Source organism: Lysinibacillus sp. EB106-09-02-XG168 (genome assembly GCF_058791475.1).
On record NZ_JBYTDN010000003.1, the window covers coordinates 166,031 to 192,561 of the forward strand.

Consider the following 26,531-nt stretch of genomic DNA (forward strand, 5'->3'; position numbering starts at 1 on the left):
AACGCAGTGCTTTTTTTGTTTACGCTCTATTCATGCAACAAGATACTTATTTCATATAAAATAATCATTGGAGAATACGAGTAGCTGACTAAAAATCGGGTGGTGTAATCAAAGCAGAGCCAATGTCCATACCGATATATTTAGCTTCGTATTTTTTATGGATTCAGCTGTTAGGATACCTATAGGTGATAAGAAGAGGGCTACGATTAGTAATTCAAAGAGTAGTCCTAGTGGTACTAGAAACTATTCTGTTTTTAGATGAAAAATTGTTATTAAACTAACTGGTGAATCGATTAGATATAATCGAGGTAGTTTGTGGATAATTCGTGTGCTGTTTGTGGATAATGTGTGGATAGAATAATTTATTGAAGGATTGATTAACTTAGCTGAGCAATTATCTGTGGATAATTATCGGTGTGTGCATAAATGAATAAAGGAGCCATCCCGGTAATGGAACAGCTCCTTTGTTGTAATCGAAATGGTTAGTTTAGTACTTCTTGCATAGCTTCAAATAGTTGCTCGGAAGAGATGATACGCTCGCCGCCGCCTTGCACCATCTGATCACTGCCGCCGCCTTTTCCATTAATGAGTGGCAGTACTTTTCCAGCAATGTCCTTCATACTCTTTTCAACTTTTGCACCACGTGCTGCGACAAACTGAAGCTTGTCTTCATTTTCTGAAACAAGTAATACGATAGCTTCTACTTGCTCAATGACAACAGTTCGAGCTAATTTTTGCAGCTCTTGCATAGTACGTTGAGTAAAAACGGCAGTAATAAGGCGTTCTTTACTAGAAACTAGCGCTTTTGCTTCGTAATTTAGTAGCTCTTCTTTTGCCGCCACAAGTGCCTTTTCTGTACTTTTCTGTGTGGTTAAGATTTTTGTAAGTGCTGTAGCTGCTTCGACTTCAGGTACACTTAATTGTCGTGCAACGTCAGCTAGAACTTTCTTTCGCATGGCTAGCTCTGCTAAAACTCGATGACCACATACAAAGGAGACACGAATATTGCCCTTCATTTTTTCTGTGCCAAGGATTTTTATTGCGCTTACTTGTCCTGTTGATGTTGGATGTGTACCGCCACAACCGTTGTAATCAAAGTCTGGAATAATAACAAGTCGAATATCTCCTGTAACGGCAACATCTTTACGTAGGCTGTAGTTCTCTAATTCTTTTTCTGTAATCCATGTCGTTTCAATTGGGCGGTTTTCTAAAATAATTTCATTGGCACGGGCTTCAGCAGCCACAAGCTGTTCTTCCGTTAGGACATCTACGTCAATATCAATTGTTACTTGCTCACTACCTAAATGGAAGCTAACGGTTTGTGCATCAAAAAGCTCAACAAAGGACGCTGTTAAAATATGTTGACCTGCATGCTGCTGCATATGATCAAATCGTCGTTGCCAATTCAATTGTCCATGCACTTCTCCAACTAAGCTAGAAGAGTCGCCTTGAATATAATGGCGAATTTCATCATTGATTTTCTCGACCTCGATAACCTCGATATCGTTTAAAGTCCCAGTGTCATGAGGTTGTCCGCCTCCCGTTGGATAAAATGCAGTATTTGATAGCACCACGTAGTTACGGCCATCTGCATCGGTCCCTTTATTAACAATTGTTGCATTAAATTCACGTAACATAACATCTTGATAATATAGTAGCTCTTTCAAGAAAAAGCCTCCTTTATGTAAGAGAATCACGTCTCTCAATTAATTTATTTTCATTGTGGCATAATTATTTTCAAGTGTATACGAGTTTTCTATTTGACCCATGCTGAATTTGATTTAATATATATAAGAACAGGTTAACTTAAAGGAGATCGTACAATGGAAATTACACAATTCTCAATGGAAGAAATTTTAGATCCAACAAACATTATTGAAGGCAAGCGTTATGAATTTATTTTAGATGTAGATATTGATGAAGAAGATGAGCTTTATCATGAAGCGGGGATTGAAATTCGCGTGCTAATCGCTGAAAAAGGTGAAGAGGCATTTGTTTTAAATTACTTCATCATGGAAAAAGCAGAAGGTGAGTATTTAGATTTTGCATTAGAGGATGAAGAGCTAGAAGAGATTTTAACATTCTGCAAAGAGGAAATCGCAAAAGCGTAGTAGGTCTGCGTAAAAGCATTTCCAACAAAAATAAATAGTTTTCTTATTCGATAAAGTTCCGCTTTGCTTTCTGTGGACAGGCACGAGTTACATTGGGGTACTCTTGTTTGTCTCATGGGTGTTTAAGCGGAATTTTAAATTTACATCCCTAATTAAGAATTATTTAAGATTGGTGAAATATTAGTGTTGTGTTTATAGGGTAAACTAAGTTTAAGATTTAAATAAAACGGGAATTTTTAAGTTTATCATCAAAAGTTAGGGATGATTTTTTAAAAGCGTATGCTATTTATAAGTTGATCTTCGTTACGACTGGGTGACTCCTTGGGGATTAGCGATATAGAGAAACGAAGGCTAAAACCATCACATCCTGTGATAACGCCTTGTGACCAACATCAAAGCGCCCAGCCGGAACGGAAATCAACCACACGTTATGGTGAATAGCCGATTTTTAAACGAAGAGGTGTTCTATGTCAGTTTATACAAATTCTATAATGGTAGCTTTATTAATAACAATTTTCTCATCCTTTATGCTATTTGTACCTTGGTTAATTTATACGTATCGGAAATATGGCTACTTATCTGTATCCAAAACTATTATTACGTTCTCATTTATTTTTTACTTTTTATCGGCATTATGCTTAGTGTTATTGCCTTTCCCAGAAACACGTGATACTTGCTCTTTGCAGGCCCCAGATACAGTCCATTATAATTTACATCCTTTTCAATTTGTTACGGACATTTTAAAGGATAGTGGGATTGTTTTGACGAATCCATCAACATGGATTTATATACCAAAGCAGCCTGCTTTTTTTCAGGCATTTTTTAATTTCTTGCTGCTCATGCCTTTTGGCGTGTACTTGCGTTATTTCCTTAAAAAAAGAAAGTACTGGAAGCGTGCATTTCTATTTAGCTTTTTGCTAACATTGTTTTATGAGGTAACCCAATATACAGGAATTTATGGCATCTTTAATTGTGCGTATCGAATTTTTGATGTGGATGATTTAATACTTAACAGTGTTGGTGCGCTATTAGGGTTCTTCTTAGCCCCTGTTGTGTGGGCGCTGTTTCCTTCTCATGAAAAGGTGACGGCTAAAGCAGCTGAAATGGTCGAGAAAGATATTGTTAAACCATTATCGATTTTGTTGGCACTAGCAATAGATTTATTTATCGCACAAATCATTTTGTTCATCATTAGTGCTGTAACAGGATATAGTGGCATGTTTGAGTTTTTAGTGAAAATTGCTTTATATATGTTGCTCTTTGGTGTTGTTCCAAGCATTACAAACGGTGCAACATTAGGGATGAAGTTTATGCGATTTACAATGGTCAGTGAAAACGGCAAAAGTATTGTCAGTCAATCGTTGCGTCGTTGCGTTGCTATTCTTGTGATAGTCTGCACTTCGGAGATTATAACAGTTATAGGGAACATAAAATTAGATATGGATTCACCATTTTATGTACTACAAATTGTCATTACATTGTTAGCCTTTTTAGCGAACTTTGTTCTAATGATGGTTATTACTATTCATGTAATTCGTGTCATTGTAAGTGGAGGTAGACGCCGTTTTTATATGGACTATTATGCAGGCTTACTAGCAACGAGAAAAAAATAGGGGGATTGTTGGATGAAATACGTAATCATCGGAGGAGATGCTGCCGGAATGTCAGCAGCAATGGAAATATATCGAAATGTACCTGGGGCAGAGATTATATCTGTAGAACGTGGATTTATTTATTCATATGGGCAGTGTGGCTTGCCCTATGTTGTAGATGGGCGTATTTCATCGACAAAGCGTCTTATAGCAAGAGATGTAGAAACATTTCGTGATAAGTACGGTATCGATGCTCGTGTTGGTCATGAGGTTAACGGAATTGATGTAGACAAGAAACTTGTTTTTGGAACACAGTCATCGGGTGAATCATTTGAAATTCCTTATGATAAGCTACTTATTGCAACAGGCGCTGATCCTATTATGCCGGTGAAGAAAGGTTCAGATTTAGCGGGTATACACACGGTGAAAACAATACCTCAGCTAGATGAGTTACTAGCCGATTTAACGCCGGATATAGAAAATGTAACAATTATAGGCGCAGGCTATATTGGGTTAGAGATGGCTGAGACGATCCATGCTTGCGGCAAAAAAGTAAGATTGATTCAACGAGGTAACTATGTTGCAAGAATTCTAGATGAAGAGCTTGCACAACATGTTCATGAAGAAGCGAAAAAGAATGATATCGAACTTGTGCTAAATACAAAAGTAGAGGCATTTGAGGGGAATCACCGTGTCGAGCGTGTTATAACAGACAATGGTGCATTTGATACGGATTTAGTCATTATGGCTGCGGGGATTAAACCAAATACTCAATTTTTAGAAGGTACAGGTATAGCACTAGAGAAAAATGGTGCGGTTATCGTCAATCGACATTTAGAGACATCTGTTGAAAATATTTATGCTGCGGGAGATTGTGCAACGCATTTTAATATTGTGAAAGAACGCCTAGATTATATACCTCTTGGAACGACAGCTAATAAGCAAGGTCGTTTAGCAGGACTCAATATGTCAGGCAAGTTTGCTCCGTTTCGTGGGATTGTAGGTACGTCGATCTTAAAGTTTTTCAATTTAACGATTGCTACGACAGGTATTAATGAGCGCAATGCTAAAGAGCTAGGTTTTGAATATGAGGCATTTAAATTGTCTGCGCGCCATATTGCGGGATATTATCCAGGTGCCCAAAGGATGTTTATAAAAATTGTTGTTCGTAAACGAGATCAACAGCTTTTAGGTACACAAATTGTTGGTCCGGCAGGCGTTGATAAACGTATCGATGTGTTTGCGACAGCCTTATACAATAAAATGACGTTACCCGATTTACTAGATTTAGATTTAGCCTACGCGCCTCCATTTAATGGTGTTTGGGACCCATTACAGCAGGTGGCTAGAATAAATGCGCGTTTATAACGAAGGAGGTTATTAGAAATGAGCATTTACGACATTCAGGTTGCTTTAGAAGATGGTACTGAATATAGCTTAGATCGTTATAAGGGCAAGGCAATGCTAATTGTTAATACGGCTTCCAAATGTGGTTTTACACCGCAGTTTGAAGAACTAGAAGGTCTATATAAAAAATATCAGGATGAAGGTCTTGTGGTTCTTGGCTTCCCATCCAATCAGTTTAAACAAGAGGTAGCGACTGCTGAGGAAGCGGCGTCACAATGCCGTTTAACATATGGCGTGACGTTCCCTATGCATGAAATCGTGAAGGTCAATGGTAAGGATGCACACTCTATTTTTGAGCATCTGACATCGCATTCAAAAGGCATTCTCGGCAACAGTATAAAATGGAATTTTACAAAATTCCTTGTGAATCGAAATGGTGAAGTTGTTGGACGCTATGGATCAGCCGATAAGCCAAGTAGCTTTGAGGACGATATTAAAGAAGTTTTAGCATAATAAAGTTGAGGATTCACGCACAGTTTTGTGTGTGAATCCTTTTTTGCTCTTAGGCAGGTGGGTGTCGATAAAAATTAAAAGTTGGGGGATAAAATGTAAAAGTTAGTAGATAAAATTAAAAAGTTGGACGACATTTTGTTAAAACGTATGTCATGTGGATAGGTTGATTTAAGGTTGTTGTAAGCTTGGGACAAATTTGTTGTAAGTTTGAGGGCGTATACTAAAGTCAGAAAGAAGAGGTGAGCGTTTATGACGCCATTATTAAAGGTACAAAATGTAGAAAAGACTTACGGCAAAGGCGCAAATACATTTACAGCGCTATCGAATATATCATTTGAAGTAGAAAAAGGAGAGTTTGTTGGTGTAATGGGGCCTTCAGGGGCTGGGAAATCGACGCTCTTAAATGTGTTAGCCACAATTGATACGCCAACGACTGGTGAAATTATTATTGGTGATACAAACTTAGCACGCATGAAGGATGCAGAGTTAGCAGATTTTCGTCGCGACAATCTAGGCTTTATCTTCCAAGACTATAACTTACTCGATTCTTTAACAGTTCGTGAAAATATCGTACTGCCTCTTGCGATTGCAAAAGTGCCAACAAAGGCAATTAACGCAAGGGTAGAACGCATAGCTACACTGTTTGGGATAAAAGAGTTACTTGATAAATACCCATATCAGATTTCAGGTGGGCAAAAGCAACGTACAGCATCATCACGTGCGTTAGTTACAGAGCCGAAACTAATCTTTGCGGATGAGCCAACGGGTGCTCTTGATTCAAAATCAGCAACAGACTTACTTGAAAGTTTAAGTGATCTGAATAATTCTCAAGCATCCACTATTATGATGGTTACGCATGATGCATTCGCAGCAAGCTTCTGCCAACGCATTCTATTTATTCAGGATGGACAGCTTTCTAAGGAAATTCATCGTGGTACTCAAACAAGAAAGCAGTTCTTCCAAGAGATTTTACAGGTGCTTGCTGGCATCGGAGGTGGAGTAAATGACGTTATTTAGTTTAGCGCGTAAAAATGTTCAGCGTAATTTGTCGAACTACTTTTTATATATCGCCTCAATGGTCTTTAGTATCGTCATCTACTTTACGTTTGTGACATTGAAATATAATGATGATCTTTCAGCATTAAAACAATCATCGCAGCAAATTAAAGGATTGATGAGTGCATCATCCGTTGTGCTATTATTCTTTATCATTATCTTTATGGCGTATTCCAATTCGTTCTTTATGAAGAGACGAAAAAAGGAAGTAGCACTTTACTCTTTACTAGGTGTGCGTAAGCAGAAAATTGGCTTAATGCTCTTTTTCGAGAATTTAGTAATTGGGCTTGTCTCTCTAGTACTAGGAATTATTCTTGGGTTCTTTATGTCACAAGGGCTATTAATGATTTTAGTTCGTTTAATGGGCTATGAGGTTGTAGGGAGTTTAACTTTTTCCTCAGAGGCTCTAGTAAATACAACAGGCATTTTTGCGCTACTATTTTTATTCACATCTTTACAGGGCTATCGTGTTATTTATCAATTTAAACTAATTGACTTGTTCCATGCAGAGAAGCAAGGAGAGAAAATACCACGTGCATCATTATTAGCAGCTATTCTTGGGACAGCGCTAATTGCATTTGGTTATTACACAGCGTCTGAAGATATGTTTACGAGCAAGATTTGGCGATTTTTCACAGTACTAGGTACTCCACTAATGGTTATAGGTGTGACAATTGCAGGGACATATTTATTATTCCATAGTGTTAGTGTATTTGTATTAACAGCGCTGAAAAAAGCAACTTCTTGGTCATGGAAGGGCTTGAATTTAATCGGTGTATCACAATTATTGTACCGTATTCGAGCAAATGCTAAATCTCTTTCGATCATCGCTATTTTAAGTGCGACAACAATTACAGCAGGTGGCGGCGTTTTCGGTATGTATTACAATGCGGAAGCAACTGTACGTCATATGTTGCCTAACACATTTATGTGGAAGGGTGAGGCAGTAAAATTTTCACAAGAAGACGTCTTGTACAACGAAGCGCTTTCTGTAAAAAATTTACGTGTCGATAATGAATATTCATTTTTTGAATATACATTATTAAAGGAATCTGACTATAATCGTTTGGCAAAATTGCAGGGAAAAGAGGAAGAGCTGCACATTGCAGATGGTTCAACGGTATTACTTGATGCAACTTTCGATGAACGTTTCTCTCATGATTTTACGGGCGAAGAGTTTAAATTGGAGAACGGGGAATCATTCCATGTTGATAAAATGTTTAAGGAGAGTGTGTTAAACTTTATACCAGCTGGTACAGTACTTGTTGTTAATGATAAAGTGTTCGCTGCAACAAATGCAGAAAATGTTAAAATGCAAGTAGTTGGTATGGATAATGACTTGAAGCAACAGGATATTTCAAAGGAGATTTCCAATCAACTAGCTACTGAACAGCAGGAAGGATTCTCAAGTGTTCCGCAAAGTTATGAGGATAGTTTAGCTACTGTAGGATCACTATTGTTTGTAGGGAGCTTTTTAGGATTAGTATTTTTAGCAGCGACAGGAAGTATTATTTACTTCAAAGTTTTAACAGAGGCTGAGGAAGATCAGTCTAAATATGCGATTTTAAATAAAATCGGTGTTAATAAAAAACAGATATTAAAAACAGTTGCAGGGCAGGTTGCCGTTATCTTTAGTGCACCACTCGTTGTTGGTATCGCACATAGTGCATTTGCGCTGATAGCCTTTTCACAGCTATTTGGTATGGATATAACAAAACCAGTAATACTGTGGATGATTGCTTATTCTGCAATTTACGGCATATATTATATCTTTACAGTTCGTTCATTCTATAAAATTGTTAGACAGGGGAATTAATATGAAAAAGGTTTTCTTAGGTATAGGAGCATTGTTTTTATTGTTCGTAGCAGGTCTTGTTGTTCTAATGACTGTAGATTTTAACCGTTTAAATAAAGAAGCATACTATGTTCATATCACTACTGACGGTGAAGTAGAGGAATTCAAGGCAAGTAACGGTGAAATATGGAAGTCGTATTGGTATGAGGTACCTGCTTATGACGAAAACGGTAAAGAGCAAACATTAAAGTTTTCGGCTCAGAAAAATTTACGCCACGATGCATATATGAAGCTTTATGTAAAAAAAGAAACGGAAGTTACATCATATGATGAAGTGAAATTCCATGAGCTACCTACAAAAGTACAGGAGCTAATGAAGAAATAAGAAGAAGGAGTAGTCCCTAGTATCGGGCTACTCCTTTTTTTCTTCATGTAATTGAATGCTAACAGTTGTACCTTGTTGTTCTTCAGAGGTAATCGTTACAGTTCCACCGTGTGCTTCAATAATATCTCTAGCAATAGCAGTACCTAATCCGGTACCATGTGTTTGCTCAGTATTTGTCCCTCGATAATAGCGTTCAAAAATATGTTCAAGATCTTCGGCGGAAATGCCGTTACCGTTATCAGAAATCGTAATTGAATGATCTTCAACAAGAATAGTAACTGATACATCAGAAGGATTATGAAGCAATGCATTGTGTAAAAAATTCATAATCGCTCGTCGCATAAAGTGCTCATCTATGTGATGCTTGATGACATCGTTAGTTGCATCAAACTCAATATTGGCTTCCTCGTATTGAGGGGTATTGAGTGTATCAATAACGATTTCGCGAATAAATTGCACCATATTTACTTCGGTTAAGCTGAGCGGAAGCTGCTGATGTCTTAAGCGCATAGTTAAATTTAAATCATCCAGTAAATCTTGCATATGCAATGATTGTTTCTCGATAATGTGAGCGTAGTCTGTTAGTTCATCAGCAGTCAATTTTCCATCATTCAGTAGCTCCGCATAACCACGAATCGAAGCAAGAGGTGTTTTCATATCGTGTGATACATTGCTGATCCATTCCTCACGCATCATTTCTAATCTTTTGCGTTCCTGCTCGTGTGCGGCAAGCTCTTTTGATACTTCATTTAAATTCTCGAAAACAGGTTTGTACACACCACCTGGCATTTTACTAGACACATGCTCATGATTCTTTAAATGACGAATACGTTCAATCATTGCATGTAGAGGCTTGGTCAATGTTCGACCGAAAAGCCAGCCAACGAGCGTAGCTACTAATAAATCAGCAAGGACAATGAGCAAACCAAACTTACCAATAAACTGTAATACGGAAGAACCAGAAAAATGAGTGACGTATCTAGTAACGCCACTTCCTTCGATGCCGATAAGATAACTAATACTTTCTTTACTTCCCACATATACGGTTGTATCTACGTCGAATTCTTTATATTTATAAACTTGAATTAAATCAATCGGCGCATAGTGTACAGGAGCTTTCTCTGGAGCAAAATGGGCTTCAATGACCTGTCCATTATTATCAAGTAATTGAATCCAAGCATTTCGCTGATGCAATTGTTGAAGACCATCCTTGCTTACCGCTGGCATTCCACTTATATCAATATACTGTTGGAAATCGCGCACGAAGTCTTCCTCTGAATAAGAAGTTGTATGATCATAAGTATTTACCTGTTGAAAAATGAAAAAACCAATTAAAATGGCTGTATTTACGAAAATAACAATAATAACAATAGACAGCACAGATAGAAGAAATCTAGCTGTTAATTTCCATTTCATACTTGCTCCTCTTTAGGAACGACAAATTTATAGCCAAGCCCTTTTACAGTTGTAATATACACAGGTTTTGATGCATCATTTTCAACCTTTTCACGCAGACGTCGAATATGCACCATTACGGTATTGTCTGAGCCGAAAAAGTCCTCTCCCCATACACGCTCAAAAAGAGTTTCTTTACTTAAAATTCGATTAGGATTATTCATAAAGCAAGCCATCAAGCCGATCTCTTTCGCTGTTAGCTCCAATAAAACGTCGTCCTTATGTACCTCCGTTTCATCACCATTAAGCAAGAAGGGGCCAACTTGAATTGAGTTCGCGGAAGGTACGGGTGCTACTTCCTGCGTTTGATAGCCAGCTCTGCGAAGCTGTGCCTTCACACGATAGGCAACCTCTTTAGGACTAAAAGGTTTCGTAATATAATCGTCTCCTCCGATAGCAAGTCCTAAAATTTTATCAATTTCATCATTTTTCGCTGACATGAAAAGCACTGGCACATGCGACACTTCTCGAATACGACGACATAAATCGTAGCCCTCGCCATCAGGAAGCATCACGTCAAGAAGTACAATATCAGGTTGTGTTTGTTGAAAGCTCATCCAGGCTTCTTGAATGGAGCCAGCTGTATGAATTTGTTTATAACCTTCCTTTTGTAGGCTGACTTTTAGGAGGTTTGCTAAATCAGCCTCATCATCCACCACTAGAATAGTTGGTTCTTGCATGGTTCACACGTCCTTTCTCTTTATTATTTCAAGATTTGCATATAGCTATATGTTTAGCAGGAGCTCGATAAACATTTCCTTATTCAGTAAAACACAGAAGTGCTAAGATAAACGGTCGCATAGCTTGGGATTTGCCCACCGAATGAAGTGTCTTATGTGACTCATTATAAATGAAACTTGCTTAAAAAAGGAATTGAGACATTATTTAAATATCGATTAGTTAGTTTCATCACCAAAAGTTGTGGCTGACTTTTGTTAAAACGTCTACTATATTCAAAGCAGCTTTTTACGTTAGAGTACTTACTAGCTCTAGCATTTCATTATGATTGCTCGAACTTCTATGATTAGCAGTAGGGCTCTTTTGAAACTTTTTACAGATAGAAAGCGTAATAAGAGTATCACACCATCTAGGAGGGAAAAGGATGTTCAAAAAAATAGCAGCAGACGCACTTGGACTTTCAGATATTGGAGTAGTTGTGGCTCGTGAGGACTATGATAAGGCAGATGCAGATGATTTCATCTTACATGAAATTGACGAGAAAATTTATTTCTTAATTAAGACGAAGGCGGATGAGTACTGCTTTACAAATCGAGCAATTATTCATGTAGACGGTGAAAGTGCGATAAGCAAAAAGCGATTATTACGTCGTTACGACTACTCAATGCACAATATTTGTGAAGTGTTCCTGGAAACAGCAGGAACTATTGACCTTGATGTCGAAATTAAATTTACAATCGACAATACGCCATTTTCAATTGACATTCATAAACGTTTTATTAATGACATTAAAGATTTGTATAAAGCGCTGCATGCCATTAGCTATGAGCAAAAGCAAAATGCATACAAGTTAGAGGTAGCAGAGAAGAGTTTATCGATTGCTTCTTCATCCATTGGTCGTATCGGTAATGACAATGTTGCACCATCGGCATCATTCGAGGAGATTACACGTTTTGCGAATGATTGGATGATCGACCATAAGGACAAATACAAAAAAGAGGATTTCTCACAAGTTTTTGATTTATATGTTAATAACTAAAGTGTAAAGGGCTACGGAAGTATTAGAAGCCGTTTATTTTAGGATTCTTATCTTGGGTATACAAACTTTTGACAAATTACTTCACAGGAGTTCTTGATCCACCTAATACGTTCAATATTGTTTTAGCTCTTTTACTAACTGCGGCACTCATTTTTTATAGTACTAAAACTGCCTACAGCTAAAAGGAATGAAGGTGCTCGTGATGATTACAAAAAAAGCACAGACTTTTACAATGCATTTGTACGGGTCTGTGCTTTTTTATGTATAAAAGGTTGAAAATATGTAAAATAAACGTCATAATTTTCCATGTATTTAATAGCCATTCTATTAGGGGAAATCATGACCGAAGGAAAAAGGATTTTGTCGTTACTTTAATTATCCAATACATACGATTCCTGGCATTCCCCTCAAAATGGAAGGAACTACCGAACTTGATGTCGAATTTAGTTTTACAATTGATAATGTACTACTAAAGAATTATATGAAGCGTTGAAATTAAATTGATCAAAAATCAATATACATAAAATAAAAACTAGGGGCGTGACGAAAAAATGATAAACGAATTGCATGTGCTAGAAAAAGAAGAAATACAAAATGAAGATCTTGTACAGCAGCCGCAAGCCGTCGAAACATTATTCGTAAATGAGTTCATAGATGGTATTTTAGATCCACAACAGAAAATGCTTGGACCTGTCAAAGACGGTGGAACAATCATAGCTAATACGACACCAGGATGTTGGGGGCCGATGCTAACACCAACGATTCGTGGTGGGCATGAAGTAACAAAGCCTGTATTTGTAGAAGGTGCAGAGGTAGGGGACGCCATTGTTATCAAGATTAAATCACTACAGGTAACATCTGCAGCAACAGCATCTGGGCACGATGAGGTAATTATAGATCGTTTCATTGGGGATCCATTTGTATCAGTAAAATGTCCAGGCTGTGGTAAGCTTCATCCTAATACAGTTGTCAAAGGGATAGGTCGGCAGGCTATTCGCTGTTCGACATGTGATACTGAAACATCACCATTTAACATGACGAATGGCTATACTATGGCGTTAGATCATAAGGGTAATATTGGTGTAACGGTTGGGCGAGAAGGGGCTCGCCGTATTGCAATGGATGCGAAAAATTATATGCGTACGCCTGAAAACTCTGTGCAAAATCCTGTAGTTGCGTTAGCGCCAAGTGATTTGATAGGTGTTATGGCTAGAATGCGACCGTTTCTAGGGCAGCTTGGAACGACGCCTTCAAAGGCAATGCCAGACTCCCACAATGCAGGTGATTTTGGTTCGTTTTTAATCGGTGCACCCCATGAATATTCATTTACGCAGACGGAATTAGATACACACCGTACAGATGGCCATATGGATATAAGTCGTGTTCGTGAGGGGGCAACCATTATTTGCCCAGTAAAGGTTCCGGGTGGTGGTGTGTATATTGGTGATATGCACGCAATGCAAGGGGACGGTGAAATTGCGGGACATACAACGGATGTTGCTGGTATAGTTCAGCTTCAGGTAAGCGTATTGAAAAAGGTTGCTTTGGATGGCCCTATTTTATTGCCAAATACAGAGGATTTACCTTATACGGCTAAACCTTTTACAAAGGAAGAAAAACGTCGCGCACGTGAGCTTGCAGAGGAATTCGGCGTTAAGCAAGTGGAGGAAGCATTCCCTGTATCAATTGTTGGCTCAGGAACATCATTAAATGAAGCAACAACTAATGCTATAAGCCGCGCTGCAAGGCTGTTTGAGATGAGCGAGCCAGAAGTTATGAATCGAGCGACGATTACAGGATCGATTGAAATTGGTCGTCATCCAGGTGTCGTAACAGCAACCTTCCAAGTACCTAAAACAGTCCTGAAAAAAGCACGAATTTATAAACCAGTGAAAAAACAATATGATTAAATGCATATGGAAAAAAAGCAAACTAGAAAATTTCATAGTTTGCTTTTTTGCTATAGAAAAACAACTGAGTTAGATACTATTATAAATGTGTCTAAAATTCGACATTTAGAAATTGGATTCTATTTAGTAGTGTTATAATAGAACAAGCTTAGATTATACAAAAAATCGAAAGATTCTATAGAAATTTGGATAGAAAAGAAGGTAGACTTATGGCAGATTTCGTAAGTTTGGAGGGCGAGAGCGAAAAGACGAGCCCTATTAAAACATACATATCCAAGATGAAAGGTGGGGGACATGCTCCTTCACGAACAAATTTTGCTGATGCTATAACAGGTGCAATCGGTGGATTAATATGTATCTCCGTATTACTTTGGTTGACGAGTTATACAGGGGCTCCATGGTTAATGGCGTCACTTGGTGGGAGCTGTGTACTCGTATTTGTCGTTTGGAATGCGCCGTTATCCCAACCTCGAAATATTATTGGAGGTCATTTAATTTCAGCCTTTATCGGCTTGATCATGTATACGCTGCTAGGGACGAGCATTGTCTCCATTAGCATTGGCGTAGGTTTAACCATTTTTTTTATGGCCCTATTAGGAATCATTCATCCCCCTGCAGGAGCAAATCCGATTATTATTATTTTAGGAGGCTATGGATGGAGCTATCTAGTAATGCCTGTTCTTATTGGTGCTCTCATTATCGTATTTTTTGGTCTTATTATAAATAATCTACGTGAAACGCGGAAGTATCCTTTATTTTGGTGAGGAATAGATTCTAGCAAGTGGGGGGAGTTTTGTTTTTGGTGCAGATAAACATTGTTGTGCGTTTCGATGCAGAAAAACATCCCTCGAAAATTTGACGGTTTTGAAAGTCTTTGGCCCCTGCAGCTCTGCATTTGTAACTATTTTATTGGTCGCTCGTCTACTGTTGTGAGAAAATTTTTTTCGATTGTATTGGTGAATGATGCCTAGCTTTCTTAGTTGTGCGGACTAGGGTGCTAGCATTGAGCTGGCAGTGGCAATGAGCTATGTGACAATACAAATGGGCTACCAACTTATGAGTGATTGTCCAATGAGCTCGTTTGCCGTTTTTCTCTAAAACAGCAAATTTAATCTTTTAACCCATCTATGAGGGATTTGCCCTTTATAGATGGCTTTTTTATCCTGCTGCAGCTGAACTTGTCGATTTTGCACGAATACTTTTGTTATCTTCTTTTATGCATATTTCGATTTCTTTAGCATATGATTGATAAGATTTGATATATTGAAGAAAGAGAGTTAAAAGGTTTGGCAAGTATTTTACAGAATAGGGGAAGATCGTTGTTGGTTGAATTTGATGGGGGGCTCCAGTTGCATGCTGTTGGATTGTGATGAGCAGTTATTCATGACATATAAACATAATGGTGAAAAGGGTGCTGAAAAATTACTGTCAAAATGGTTAGAGGCAGAGAGTGATTCACCGGCAGACCCGAAAATTCTAGGTACTGCACTTTCACCGAACTTATTTTTAGTGAATGAGGAAACTGCGATGAATATTGCGTTTTCAACTGCGCGAAAATATTGGGGTCGTGTAACGATAGATATGCAAACTTTTTTTAACAAGTATGGATTGGATACTAAATTTGTGAATGAACGTCTCAATGCTTTTTTTTATACGCAAAAAGGCAAGGAGACCTTTTTTGAACAACTTTTTGCACAGCACACAATGGACTTAGAGCGGTTAATCTGGCTAATTTTCGGAAAGCGAATGCAAATTACAATGCCAGTCAACGAACTACAAACTATATTTTTATATAAATTTGAAAATGAATATTTAGTGCATATGATTTATAAAGAAGATACTCAATTTTGGCATTGGCTTTTCATGAAAAAAGTATATTCACTGTTTATCCACAAACCATTAGAACAATTCACATTTATCCATGAAATGATGGGTCATGTTGAACAATCTACAAGAAAAACCTGTGGATATGTGAATAATTTTGTGGATAATTATAAAAAAACTCTGGATAAGTGTATAACCTACGTGGATAACTATAATTCTACTTGTTTAGCAAAAAAGCAGTTACATCTTTACCAAATTGTAACGCATTATCGTCTATCTGAAGGAGATTATTCATGCGTTAAAGCTTTAATTACTTCCTTTGAATCGGATTGGCGTTATTCAATGTATGCATTGACAGAGAAAGAAAAAGCTCTAATTGCCTATCTTCAGTTTCATATAGCACACCAGGAGAAGAATCCTGAAACTGTTATTCACTACGGTGAGTATTTATTAGAAGATGAACGACTTAATAATTACGCGATAGAGATTTTGTTGGAATATAAGGAGTTATTGCCGAATCGTAAGCCAACACCTCCTGCAATCATTAAAAATTATGAACTAAACTTTTTAGAAAACTTGTATGCAGTATTGTTGGATCATTACGTAAAAATGGAGCGTTATCAAGAGGGGCTTCAGCTTTTAAAGGAACATGTATTAGCATCTAATAAAAAAATACATGCCGCTTTAGTAAAGAACAATTACAGTAATGAGCAATTTATTGCGATTGAAGCGTCAGTTCAGCAGGATATCGCTCTCCATGTAAATAATTCATTACAGCATATTGGCTTGTCTGTTGAAGAGTGGCGACAACATTATCGTATGCCAGAAACGCCTTACTCTTTGGTGGCACAGAGCGCATCCTTGCATATGCTCAATATTTTAAAGGTGTTATTTGTAACGGAGCAGTACGAGCTTTTTGAAAAATTAATGGAAATATATAAAAAGTATTTACTTATAGACGATCATTTCGAAAAGTTACGGGTCTTTATAAGTGCATATGTTTAACCTTTATCAGACGATTTTGGACACAATTATGCTGAGGCGTAATTGATTAGAAATACAAAAAAAGCGTCTAATGTGTTATAAATTCAGCATTAGACACTTTTTTGATTTTTATTCTAAAACTCCTTTGTCCTGTAAATCTGCAATTTGCTCGACGCTATAGCCAAGTGAAGATAACACTTCCTCATTATGCTCTCCAAGCTTAGCACCTACATGCTTGTACTGCGGCTTAACACCGTCAAACTTAAACGCTGATGCAATTTGCTTTTGTGTAGTACCGTCGCTTTTAGGAATATCAACAATCATGCCACGAGCTTTGAGCTGAGGATGCTCGCACGCTTCCGGAAACGTTAATACGGGTTCGACACATCCCTCGAAATCCTCGTTAAAAACTTCAAGCAATTCTTCGTAAGTCTTCGATAAGAATGCATCATGGACGGCTTCTTTAAAACGAATTTGTGTATAGTATGAATCATTAAACGTATTATCAATGAGCTCGGGAATATCAAGCGCTTCACAAAGTAATTTGCGGAATTGAGGTTCAAGACTTCCTACTGAGAAAAATCGGCCATCCTTTGTTTTGTAAAAGTCATAGTAGCTGCCACCGTTTAAAATTTCTTGCTCGGGCTGAGGTACGCGACCACCGCCAATATAGGCAGACCCATACATAGCATTGAGCGAAAATACAGCATCGGTCATACTTATATCAATATATTGCCCTTCACCTGTTTTTTCACGATGTAAAGCAGCTGCGAGTACTCCAATTGCCGCATGCATCGTGCCCCCAGCAATATCAGCTAGCTGAATACCCATGGAGACAGGTTTTTTATCTTTATGGCGTGAATAATCGAGTAAGCCAGCTAATGATAAATAGTTATTGTCATGTCCTGGCCGATTGCTAAATGGTCCAGTTTGTCCATAGCCTGTAATAGCACAAAAAATAACCTTAGGATTTACTTCTTTTAGAGCTTCGTAGCCAATGCCAAGCCGTTGCATGACACCAGGCCGAAATCCTTCGATAATTATGTCGTACTCTTTAACGAGTGACTTCACAATTTCTATAGCTTCAGGTGATTTTAAATTTAATGTTAATGACTTTTTAGAGCGATTCAAATGTTGATGAATATAGGCCTCATGATCATCGTCGTAAGGAGGCATAATACGCGTTAAATCTACGCGCTTTGAGGATTCAACATGAATAACCTCTGCGCCTAAATCAGCAAATATCATTGTCGCCATTGGCCCCGGTAGTAATGCAGAAAAATCGAGAATTTTTAACCCCTTTAAAATACCCAAATCTCCCAACCCCTTTTTGTGTAGGCTACATTGCGATCTATTCAAGAATGCATTGCAGCGCTTTTCTCATAATCCCCATTTTGTGAAAAGCATTTATTAACGTTGTATTAATACAGTGTGAATTTAAATTATCAGTATTATAACAGAAGAATTGATGGCTTGACTATGTTAAATTTTATTATAAAATAATTAGTCGAAAAATCATATGTCAGAATAACGATAAAAGTAAAAAAAATCAGAAAATAGGATTTTCGCCATAATGAGGAGATATTCTTGTTCCCGACTGGATGCATGGGGCAGAGGTGTTATCTATGGTTACAGAAGAATCTTTGTTGAATATTCCAGATAACGGTTGTTATAAGAGTGCAAAAAATCTCTATGCAATAGATTTCTGCATAGAGATTTTGTGTATATATCGTTGATCAACTTCAACCGTTCAACTATTTAGAATAAAAGTTAACCGTATAATAGGGTGCACCGTTATCTTTAAAGCAAACACCAACAAAAATATGTGTAAACTCTTTCCTTAAAATATTTATACGATGTCCTTTGGAATTCATCAGTGCTTCATGAGCAAATATACTATTATGCTGACCTTGCGCTATATTTTCGCCGTACCAATAGTGATTAACTCCCCCAGCAGTGAGGCGGTCGTTGGAATGATTACCTTTATGATCTTCATGACTAAAAAATTGATGTGTAATCATATTACTACTATGTTGCCGAGCGATAGGGTTAGCCCCTATGTCATAAATGAGTGGTTGCAAACCTTCTATAACTCGCTCATGGTTAATAAGAACAACCATTAAATCTTCAAGTCCTGTTCGTAGTTCATTGGATGGCTTACCATAATAACTACGTTTACTTAATTCGGTTTTAGCATGTATCCAAACAATAGAACGAACTATATTGTTTTTGTGTAAATCATAGAAAAAAGTAACGTAGTGATTATCAATGAAATAGGTCCCGTGTGTAGTATTACCTTCACAATCGTTGTAATCGAGCAAATAGCTCGTATTTTCATAGTGAATGGCTCTAAGCGGAAGACCGTATTTTCTATTTACATCTATTCGATTAGCACCGATACGAATACCAAATACGCTATGCCCAATACTTGTTTCATATCCTCCAACCTCATTAGAATTATGTTTTCCTACGAGGAGAAGTGGGGAGTAGTCCGTCGCTACTCGATGCCATTTCATTTTATATTCACTTTGAAAGCTAGATAGTAACAAAGATTTTTGTGTATTTGTTACATTTGAACGAGCTGGCTTATTTGGATTGAGAGAAGCATTTGTCCAAAGAGCCATACTAAAACCAACCATTATTGGAGCTACTTTACGTAACAACATATTAAAACCCTCTTCATAAATAAATTTATAATAAAAATCTATTGAATTAATAAAAGTTTTATAGATATAAATTACTATACTTTTGTTCTGTTAACGATGCTAAATTTATGGAACTTCCCCTACTATATGGCTTCTGAAGGGATAAGATCTGATAAATGTGTGCCAATAAGTTGATTGGAGTGAAGGCTGGGCGACTCCTTGGGGATTAGCGATATAGAGGAACAAAGGCTAAAAGCATCACGTCCTGTGATAACGCCTTCGTGACCAACATTCTGCTGCTGTCGCTACGTTAGCACTACACTTTCGCGCAAAAAACATCTGTTGGCCTGAGACCCTGGAGCGAGCAACGCGAGTGAAGCGGCTCATCGGACTCCACTAGGAAAGCACTATTATTTTTGTTATAAGAGAGCCTTGAAAAGTACTGTTTTTACAAATACTTTTCTCTCAATATAAGATATTTTCTTAATAAGGAATTCTTTTGTGTTTTAATAGAATAATAGAAGAAATTATAAATTAGGGGTAAAAGATAGAGGATGAAATCAAAACAGATAAAGTTAAAGTATTTAATCATGGGCGTTGCGATAGCTGCTTTTATCTTAACTGGTATTGGTAGCATTTGGAGTGGTTACCGGATGAACGTTGACTCGATTAAAGAGAACACGCTTGAAACGAATCGAGTCTATGCACAAAAATTAGCAACAACCGCTAGTTCTTATCTTGAAGAATCTTTTCAGATTTTAGGATATAGCGCCGGTTCGATAAAAACAAAAATGCATGATAACAATGCATTGGTTCAGGAAACTGAGCGTTTGAAAATGCAAAATAATATGTTTAACTCTGTACTTATCACAAATGCAGAAGGTCTTGTATTATCTATTTCACCACCATCTGAAGAAGTACTAGGTGAAGTATTAACATCTGTTGGAGCGAAAGATGCTTTATCTAAAAAGGAACCTCTTGTCTCAAAGCCTTATAAGGGAATAACGGGGCGTCTCCTTATTTTTATATCGTATCCTATATTTTCAGAGACCAATGAATATTTAGGAATGGTAGCTGGGACAATTTATTTAAAAGAACGAAATATTTTTAATGCATTACTTGGAGAGCATTATTATCATGATGGGTCATATGTGTATGTAGTTGATTCGGATGGACGCGTTATTTATCATCAGGACCAAAGCCGCGTTAATGATATTGCTATCGATAATAAAGTTGTTCAAGCAGTGGTTTCTAGAAAAAATGGGGCTCAGCAAGTATTGAATACTAGAGGAGTAGAAATGCTTGCTGGTTATAGCACCGTACCTTTGACAGGCTGGGGAGTAGTTGCCCAACGACCGTTAAATGTAGCATTAGCTCCTTCATTTGATAGAGTACAGGAAGTTGCTATAAAATCCATTCCGCTTATGCTCATTTCAATTTTAATTGTCCTTTGGGCGGCAGCACGTATTGCAAATCCCTTACAGCAATTAGCTACTTTAACAGAGGAGAGCATGGATTCGAAAAATGTAGAAGGCTTGAAATCTGTACGTAGTTGGTATTTTGAAGCGCATTATCTTAAAAGTGCTCTCATTCGGAGTTTAACATTTTTACAGGGACAGGTGTCTTTTTTTAAAGATCAATCTACGACAGATCCGCTAACGGGTGTAACCAATCGTCGCACAATGGATGCGATGCTAGCGGAGTGGCGTGACAACAAGTTGCCACATGCCCTTATTTTATTTGATTTAGATCATTTTAAAAGTGTGAATGATACGTATGGCCATGCAGTAGGTGATAAGGTTTTACAATTTTTAGCTCAAAATATGAAAGCTGTTGCTCGTGAGGGAGATGTTTGCTGTCGCTACGGTGGTGAGGAATTTGTAATGTTATTGCCAACTACTACTGCTGAGGAAGCGGCACAGGTGGCAGAACAACTACGGGATATGTTAGCGAATACTATAAGTCCTTGTGGTCGCCCAGTTACATTATCTGCAGGTGTTGCCGTGTATCCGCAAATGGCCGACACGACAGAAAAGTTAATTGAAGCAGCGGATAGTGCGCTATATCTTGCAAAACAAGCAGGACGAAATCAAGTCATAGTAGCAGAGCAAGAAAATAAATAAAAATTTTTTTGGAATAAGCATACATTTCTAATTTTAGGGTACATGATTAATGCAACGATCATTTGGGCAAGCTATTTTTAAGTCATTCCCCATATGACTTATCAAACATGTTCAAAATGATACGTAAACTCGGGACACATCTCTCGATTGACTTGACAAGATGCAAGGTTATCCCCCTTTCCCTTATGACATCGCAAGTACGTCTAGATGTATGCCTATATATCGTTAAAAGCCAAGCGAACACCGATGCTCCTTGGCTTTTTTTATGTTGGATGAGGGAATTGTTCCGATAAAACAGGAAAATATTCCGATAAAATGAGATTTTGTACCGATAAATCTTTAAAGTATTCATTTAAAAATGAATTCATCACAATAACGTGGAGCTGATTGCTGTTCCGACTGAGTCGGCCCAGCCTCCACTCCAAGCTACTTATTTACAATGTTATTACCTATTTTTGTTAACAATTTTATTCCATTAATTTAGATTTATCTATGAAGGTTCACTATCTACCTGTCGATATAAAGGGTATGATGAAAATGATAGTTTGAACGTATCAAATACATAGATGAAAGGAAGAGTGGGATGGATAAAACAAAAATCCAAAAAGTGAACAAAGCACTTATAGCAACTGTTTTCGCTACTAGTGGGATTGCTGTTGTAGTGCCACCACAAACGGCAGCTGCAGCTACTTCACCATTTACGGATATTGACCAATATTCAAGCCATTACGACAATATTATAAAATTATACTCTCAAGGTGCAATTAGTGGGTATGCAGATAAAACCTTTCGACCAAATCAAAGTGTAACACGTGGTCAGGCAGCAAAAATGCTGGCAACTGTTTTAAACTTAGATTTAAAAAATGTCCAAGATCCATATTTTAAAGATGTCCCAAAAAGCAGTGAATACTACAAGTATATAGCTGCATTACAAAATGCAGGAATCATGTCTGGGTATTCAAACGGAACATTTATGCCAAATGAAGTGGTGACACGTGGGCAATTAGCGAAAATTTTAGCGCTGGGCTTTAAATTTGAGATAGCATCTAATTACAACAATAGTTTCAAAGATGTAACTAGCCAAACAAGCAACGCCATCTATATTCAAACTTTAGTGGATTTAAAAATTACAGAAGGAACAACACCTGTCACTTTCTCACCATATGATGCCGTAACACGTGGACAAATTGCATCCTTTATTGTGCGTTCACAAGAGAAAAAGGGCAACGCCACATCTTTCAAAATTACTGGTGTTGAAGACGATATTGTCTACATAAATGCTGAGCCATATTCAGTTCCGGAAAGTCTCTCGCATATTTTTAACGAAGATAATGCACCGGTATTAAAAGGGGCGCTTATTGAAGGGGATCTTTCAGGCGAAACTATTCGCTCTGTTTCGAAGCTCACATTGAATGCTAGCGGGACAAGTTCAAGATTTCTAGAGTTTGATGGCGATCATAAATCATTCGGTGCGACAATCGTTGTCAATGGGAACTATATTGAGTTTTCAAATGTTACACTGACTGGCACAATGCTTGTCAACGAAACGGTACGTCCACCTTTACAATTAGGCTTTTCCTACTACAAGCCATTATCTCTTGGCCGTATAGCAAGCACCAATACTGCATTTATCAACTGGTCTAATCCAGATAGTCCAGATGATGAAGGCTCGTCCTCGTCCAATAAAGGTCCGACAACAGATCTTCAAAATTGGACAGATCAGAATTCCGACAAGAATCCTGATAAAAACAAACCATTTGAGAACTGGTCTAAAGATAAAGTAACAATGAAAAATGTTGAAAAACATATTGAATTTTATAACAGCACTGTATCGCGCCTAGTTGTTGCTCAAAGCGGTACAAAAATTGAAACAAATATGAAGCTACCACGTGTAGACATCATCGGGAATGTTCGTGAATTTGAGATTCAAGGAAATATCGGTACACTAAACCTTGATACAGAAACGAAGCTAACGATTTACGGAAGTGGCAATATTGATAGGATTAACTATAACAGCTTTACTGATTTAGAAATATATATAGACGGTCGCGTAGGCCTTCTGTATGTTGATAATGTATACGGTTGGGTTGATCTTGGAGATTACACGTATGTTGAAAAAGTTATTTTACCGAAGGACGAGTCACCGAATAATATCTTTGATGACTTCTTAGAGGATAAAGATAATATCGGTATTATTACAGATCCAGATGGTAAACCAGTCGATAAAGACGATATAGATAATCAAAAACCAGCTGATAAAACAAAACCTATAATCGACATTACGAATGTAACAGTTTTAAATGGTAGTGATGTTCAGGTAGACTTCAATTCAGATAAAGTTGGAACTTACTACTATATTGTTCGTGAAAAAGGCGCCGATACACCAACGAAAAAAGAAATGGTAAATCGCATTTCTACCGACAATGCGGCAAGTGGAACAGGCGCAGCAGTGAATGGCAAAAACACTATTAAAATCACTAATTTAGGTGAGAAAAAAGAATATGTTGTTTATGTGATGGTCGTTGATGGAGCGAAAAATGTTTCGGATATTAAATCACAATCATTCCAGATGAAGGATGCTTCACCGCCAGTTGTTAAATCTTTAACAGTTACACCGCTACATGGCGGAAAACGTGCAGAGTTTAAATTTACAGCAAGTGAACCAGGAGACTATTACTACTACGTACGTAAAAAGACAACTGCTACTGATCCAACAACAGCAGATATTGTTGCTAAACCAACAGGTAAGGGCAAGGCAGTTGCGGGTAAACTTGGGATTACTGAAATGTTAACAGGTTTAGAGGCTGAAACAGAATATCAACTTTATGTAGTAATGAAGGATGATTCGGGTAATTATTCAAAAGATCCTGCTGCAGTTAAGGAATTTAAAACGGGAGAACTTGATAATATAAATCCGTATGTGGAACAAGGAAAGCTAGTAAGGAAGAGCAACAATCAGTTTGAGCTAACTGTGAACGAAGCACTAGATCCAGAAAGTGCCCGCGATGTTAACAATTATTTGTTAACAGGTACAGTTATTGTAAATGTAACGGGAGAAAAGGGGATTAAACCATCAGCTGTAGAGTATAAACCTGGAGACAAGAAAGTATTGTTAACTATTCCATCTGATACAGGGTTTGTTAATGGTGATACATTGCGTGTAACGGTGCTACCTAGTGTTAAAGATTTAGCGGACAATGCATTTGAAAATACGAATACAGTGAAGCCAGGCGACCCTATTCGTAACTATGCGGAATATAAACACGAAGATACTGTGAAGCCTACTATAAAAATAGGAAACATAGTAAATAAAGCTGATGAATCTGATGGTTTCCGTCGAGCAGAAATCGAATTCGAGCCGAATAAGGCTGGTACGTATTACTATATGATACTACCAGATACAGTAGTCGATAATGGTGAGACGAAGACTTTCCAACAGTATTTAAAAGATCATAATATTACAGAGCGTGATTTTGCTAATGAATTTGCAGGTGATTCTAATAAATCTGGTTACTTCCAAATTGGTGGAAAAGATATCTATATTCAACGTGGTACAGGCACAGCAGATTTAGAAACAACTACACAAAAATTCCCTGTATCTGTTGAACAAAATAAACTGGATCCATTTAGTAGCTACTCTGTTTACATGGTACTTAAAGATCGCGGTGGAGAGCTCTCTAAAATCTCAGATTCTAAGAAAGTATTTGAAGATACCAAGGCACCTTTAATTCGTGATTTAGAGATTAAGCCAAAGAATAATAAAGATACAGAAGCAACAATTAGCTTTGAAACGGATGAAACAGCAATAGTTCATTACTGGTTTGTTGAAAAAAGAATTAAAGATAAGGATGGAAATTTAATTGACAATCCAGACGCTAAATTAACTGCGCCAGCAGATGAAAAATATTTAGAAACAAAGCTTAAAACTAGTCCATCCATTGAAAAAACAGGAAAAGGTCTTTCGGGAACAGTAGATGCGAAAGGAGTAACATTAAAGCCACATACTGAATATGTAGTTTACGTTGGAGTAGAGGATACGCCTGGTAACTTCACGATTTATAAGGCGAACGATTCGTATAATGACCATGATAAATCAGCAACAGGCTTGATGAAACAAGACTTTTACTCTGATGGTACACCACCAAGCATCGGCATGACGTCCCCTATGGACAATAAAAAGTATCCAGGACTTATCTACCGCAATGATGATGATACATTTACTATCACGTTTAGTGAAACTATTATGCGTGATGAAAACGGTAAATCAAGCCTTGTAGGTACAGATGATAAAGTTGTTGTTGGTTTGGCAGATATCTTGAAGATTACTACAAAAGACACGAATGATAATGATATTGATGTTACAGACAAATACGAACCTGTGTCTTATACAGTAGGAACAGATACTACAAAAGAAAGTAAACTCATTATTAAACCGAAATTACCTAGTGACGCTAATAAAACAATTACTGTTACAATGAATGATAAAACTCGAGATTTTGTTATTCCAGGCTTTGAAGGACATAAGTTCATTAATACTGGTTTATATCTATACAGAACATTGGATGCGAAGTTTATGGAAATTAAACTTAGCTACCTTAATTCGCAAGGTGACGATAGAAAAGTTCAAGCGACATTCGATTTACTTGGCTCTGCCCAACAATTCTATGAAAACGGCGAATTACTGAAGTACTACTACTTATCAGATACAGCAGGAACAGATCTTAATGTTATTAAAGATAGATTACCAGCAGAGGTAATTGATACAGTTGTACACGGTTCTAATAGTTCATTAGCAAAAGGAACAGGGACGATTGCGACAAATGTTGCTCGTGTTACAAAAGATCTAACGCATCCAGCCAAATTCTTTAACGGTGACTGGGTGACAATTGTATTGGAAGATAAGTATGGTAATTACCATAAGTTCTATGCCAAGGTTGGTTATAAAGATCCTTCAATCCAATAATTATCAAAAAACCAAGTGGTCATTTAAAGATCACTTGGTTTTCGCTTTTTATAATCAATGCTGTTATTAAATAAAGCAGCCTCTTCAATAAAATAAGGTTGATTTTTGTTT

At 37.4% G+C, this 26,531-nt stretch carries 18 protein-coding genes; 13 read left to right on the top strand and 5 right to left on the bottom strand.

All coding sequences use genetic code 11. The annotated features are described in order from the left end of the window. Positions 1-482: 482 nt before the first annotated feature. Positions 483-1,667, bottom strand: a complete 1,185-nt coding sequence (locus AC3WSO_RS01995) for an alanyl-tRNA editing protein (RefSeq protein WP_492528278.1) — start codon at positions 1,665-1,667, stop codon at positions 483-485. 156 nt (positions 1,668-1,823) lie between these two features. Here AC3WSO_RS01995 and AC3WSO_RS02000 point away from each other — a divergent pair, with 156 nt between their 5' ends. The 7 genes from AC3WSO_RS02000 to AC3WSO_RS02030 all read left to right on the top strand — a co-directional run bounded on the left by AC3WSO_RS02000 (position 1,824) and on the right by AC3WSO_RS02030 (position 8,799). Beyond that, positions 1,824-2,111 carry a DUF6509 family protein gene (locus AC3WSO_RS02000; RefSeq protein ID WP_492528280.1) on the top strand — a complete coding sequence of 96 codons (288 nt, stop codon included), beginning with the start codon at positions 1,824-1,826 and terminating at the stop codon, positions 2,109-2,111. 467 nt (positions 2,112-2,578) lie between these two features. Next, positions 2,579-3,724, top strand: a complete 1,146-nt coding sequence (locus AC3WSO_RS02005; RefSeq protein WP_492528282.1) for a VanZ family protein — start codon at positions 2,579-2,581, stop codon at positions 3,722-3,724. A gap of 12 nt (positions 3,725-3,736) precedes the next feature. After that, positions 3,737-5,071, top strand: a complete 1,335-nt coding sequence (locus AC3WSO_RS02010) for an FAD-dependent oxidoreductase (protein ID WP_492528284.1) — start codon at positions 3,737-3,739, stop codon at positions 5,069-5,071. An 18-nt stretch (positions 5,072-5,089) separates the two neighbouring features. Further along, positions 5,090-5,563: a glutathione peroxidase gene (locus AC3WSO_RS02015; RefSeq protein WP_492528286.1), complete on the top strand. Its 474-nt coding sequence runs from the start codon at positions 5,090-5,092 to the stop codon at positions 5,561-5,563. Positions 5,564-5,812: 249 nt separating this feature from the next. Next, positions 5,813-6,580 (top strand): ABC transporter ATP-binding protein, encoded by a 768-nt coding sequence (locus AC3WSO_RS02020; RefSeq protein WP_323650654.1) that lies wholly within the window; start codon positions 5,813-5,815, stop codon positions 6,578-6,580. Continuing rightward, positions 6,567-8,435, top strand: coding sequence for an FtsX-like permease family protein (locus tag AC3WSO_RS02025; RefSeq protein WP_492528289.1), 1,869 nt, complete (start codon positions 6,567-6,569; stop codon positions 8,433-8,435). The genes AC3WSO_RS02020 and AC3WSO_RS02025 overlap by 14 nt, the downstream gene beginning before the upstream one ends. 1 nt (position 8,436) lies before the next feature. Then, positions 8,437-8,799, top strand: a complete 363-nt coding sequence (locus tag AC3WSO_RS02030; RefSeq protein WP_492528291.1) for a YxeA family protein — start codon at positions 8,437-8,439, stop codon at positions 8,797-8,799. Between the two features lie 27 nt (positions 8,800-8,826). On the opposite strand, the gene AC3WSO_RS02035 is transcribed toward AC3WSO_RS02030, so the two are convergent. Continuing rightward, on the bottom strand, positions 8,827-10,215 hold the full coding sequence (locus AC3WSO_RS02035; RefSeq protein ID WP_492528293.1) for a sensor histidine kinase: 1,389 nt from the start codon (positions 10,213-10,215) through the stop codon (positions 8,827-8,829). Next, on the bottom strand, positions 10,212-10,934 hold the full coding sequence (locus AC3WSO_RS02040) for a response regulator transcription factor (RefSeq protein ID WP_492528295.1): 723 nt from the start codon (positions 10,932-10,934) through the stop codon (positions 10,212-10,214). The genes AC3WSO_RS02035 and AC3WSO_RS02040 overlap by 4 nt, the downstream gene beginning before the upstream one ends. Positions 10,935-11,356: 422 nt before the next feature. Here AC3WSO_RS02040 and AC3WSO_RS02045 point away from each other — a divergent pair, with 422 nt between their 5' ends. The 4 genes from AC3WSO_RS02045 to AC3WSO_RS02060 all read left to right on the top strand — a co-directional run bounded on the left by AC3WSO_RS02045 (position 11,357) and on the right by AC3WSO_RS02060 (position 16,710). Further along, entirely contained in the window at positions 11,357-11,971 is a 615-nt protein-coding gene (locus tag AC3WSO_RS02045) for a PH domain-containing protein (RefSeq protein ID WP_492528297.1), read from the top strand. A 551-nt stretch (positions 11,972-12,522) separates the two neighbouring features. Then, positions 12,523-13,881: an acetamidase/formamidase family protein gene (locus AC3WSO_RS02050; RefSeq protein WP_492528299.1), complete on the top strand. Its 1,359-nt coding sequence runs from the start codon at positions 12,523-12,525 to the stop codon at positions 13,879-13,881. Positions 13,882-14,090: 209 nt separating this feature from the next. Then, positions 14,091-14,645 carry an HPP family protein gene (locus tag AC3WSO_RS02055; protein WP_492528301.1) on the top strand — a complete coding sequence of 185 codons (555 nt, stop codon included), beginning with the start codon at positions 14,091-14,093 and terminating at the stop codon, positions 14,643-14,645. A gap of 589 nt (positions 14,646-15,234) precedes the next feature. After that, positions 15,235-16,710 (top strand): hypothetical protein, encoded by a 1,476-nt coding sequence (locus AC3WSO_RS02060; RefSeq protein WP_492528303.1) that lies wholly within the window; start codon positions 15,235-15,237, stop codon positions 16,708-16,710. A gap of 108 nt (positions 16,711-16,818) precedes the next feature. Here the strand turns inward: AC3WSO_RS02060 and AC3WSO_RS02065 are convergent, their stop codons facing one another. Both AC3WSO_RS02065 and AC3WSO_RS02070 read right to left on the bottom strand, forming a co-directional pair. Beyond that, positions 16,819-18,003 (bottom strand): CaiB/BaiF CoA transferase family protein, encoded by a 1,185-nt coding sequence (locus tag AC3WSO_RS02065; protein ID WP_492528305.1) that lies wholly within the window; start codon positions 18,001-18,003, stop codon positions 16,819-16,821. A gap of 440 nt (positions 18,004-18,443) precedes the next feature. Further along, positions 18,444-19,355 carry a CAP domain-containing protein gene (locus tag AC3WSO_RS02070; protein ID WP_492528307.1) on the bottom strand — a complete coding sequence of 304 codons (912 nt, stop codon included), beginning with the start codon at positions 19,353-19,355 and terminating at the stop codon, positions 18,444-18,446. Positions 19,356-19,888: 533 nt separating this feature from the next. On the opposite strand from AC3WSO_RS02070, the gene AC3WSO_RS02075 reads away from it, so the two are divergent. Beyond that, the gene (locus tag AC3WSO_RS02075; RefSeq protein WP_492528309.1) at positions 19,889-21,457 is read left to right on the top strand and encodes a sensor domain-containing diguanylate cyclase; all 1,569 of its coding nucleotides are present in this window, start codon (positions 19,889-19,891) and stop codon (positions 21,455-21,457) included. 583 nt (positions 21,458-22,040) lie between these two features. After that, entirely contained in the window at positions 22,041-26,420 is a 4,380-nt protein-coding gene (locus tag AC3WSO_RS02080) for an S-layer homology domain-containing protein (protein WP_492528311.1), read from the top strand. Positions 26,421-26,531 lie beyond the last annotated feature (111 nt).

Excerpts from the sequence above, each read along its gene's own strand:
- AC3WSO_RS02005 (WP_492528282.1), top strand. The coding sequence starts at position 2,579 with ATGTCAGTTTATACAAATTCTATAATGGTAGCTTTATTAATAACAATT.
- AC3WSO_RS02035 (WP_492528293.1), bottom strand. The coding sequence starts at position 10,215 with ATGAAATGGAAATTAACAGCTAGATTTCTTCTATCTGTGCTGTCTATT.
- AC3WSO_RS02000 (WP_492528280.1), top strand. The coding sequence starts at position 1,824 with ATGGAAATTACACAATTCTCAATGGAAGAAATTTTAGATCCAACAAAC.
- AC3WSO_RS02030 (WP_492528291.1), top strand. The coding sequence starts at position 8,437 with ATGAAAAAGGTTTTCTTAGGTATAGGAGCATTGTTTTTATTGTTCGTA.
- AC3WSO_RS02045 (WP_492528297.1), top strand. The coding sequence starts at position 11,357 with ATGTTCAAAAAAATAGCAGCAGACGCACTTGGACTTTCAGATATTGGA.
- AC3WSO_RS02015 (WP_492528286.1), top strand. The coding sequence starts at position 5,090 with ATGAGCATTTACGACATTCAGGTTGCTTTAGAAGATGGTACTGAATAT.
- AC3WSO_RS02040 (WP_492528295.1), bottom strand. The coding sequence starts at position 10,934 with ATGCAAGAACCAACTATTCTAGTGGTGGATGATGAGGCTGATTTAGCA.
- AC3WSO_RS02020 (WP_323650654.1), top strand. The coding sequence starts at position 5,813 with ATGACGCCATTATTAAAGGTACAAAATGTAGAAAAGACTTACGGCAAA.
- AC3WSO_RS02060 (WP_492528303.1), top strand. The coding sequence starts at position 15,235 with ATGCTGTTGGATTGTGATGAGCAGTTATTCATGACATATAAACATAAT.
- AC3WSO_RS02010 (WP_492528284.1), top strand. The coding sequence starts at position 3,737 with ATGAAATACGTAATCATCGGAGGAGATGCTGCCGGAATGTCAGCAGCA.
- AC3WSO_RS02080 (WP_492528311.1), top strand. The coding sequence starts at position 22,041 with ATGGATAAAACAAAAATCCAAAAAGTGAACAAAGCACTTATAGCAACT.
- AC3WSO_RS02050 (WP_492528299.1), top strand. The coding sequence starts at position 12,523 with ATGATAAACGAATTGCATGTGCTAGAAAAAGAAGAAATACAAAATGAA.
- AC3WSO_RS02055 (WP_492528301.1), top strand. The coding sequence starts at position 14,091 with ATGGCAGATTTCGTAAGTTTGGAGGGCGAGAGCGAAAAGACGAGCCCT.
- AC3WSO_RS02075 (WP_492528309.1), top strand. The coding sequence starts at position 19,889 with ATGAAATCAAAACAGATAAAGTTAAAGTATTTAATCATGGGCGTTGCG.
- AC3WSO_RS02070 (WP_492528307.1), bottom strand. The coding sequence starts at position 19,355 with ATGTTGTTACGTAAAGTAGCTCCAATAATGGTTGGTTTTAGTATGGCT.
- AC3WSO_RS02025 (WP_492528289.1), top strand. The coding sequence starts at position 6,567 with ATGACGTTATTTAGTTTAGCGCGTAAAAATGTTCAGCGTAATTTGTCG.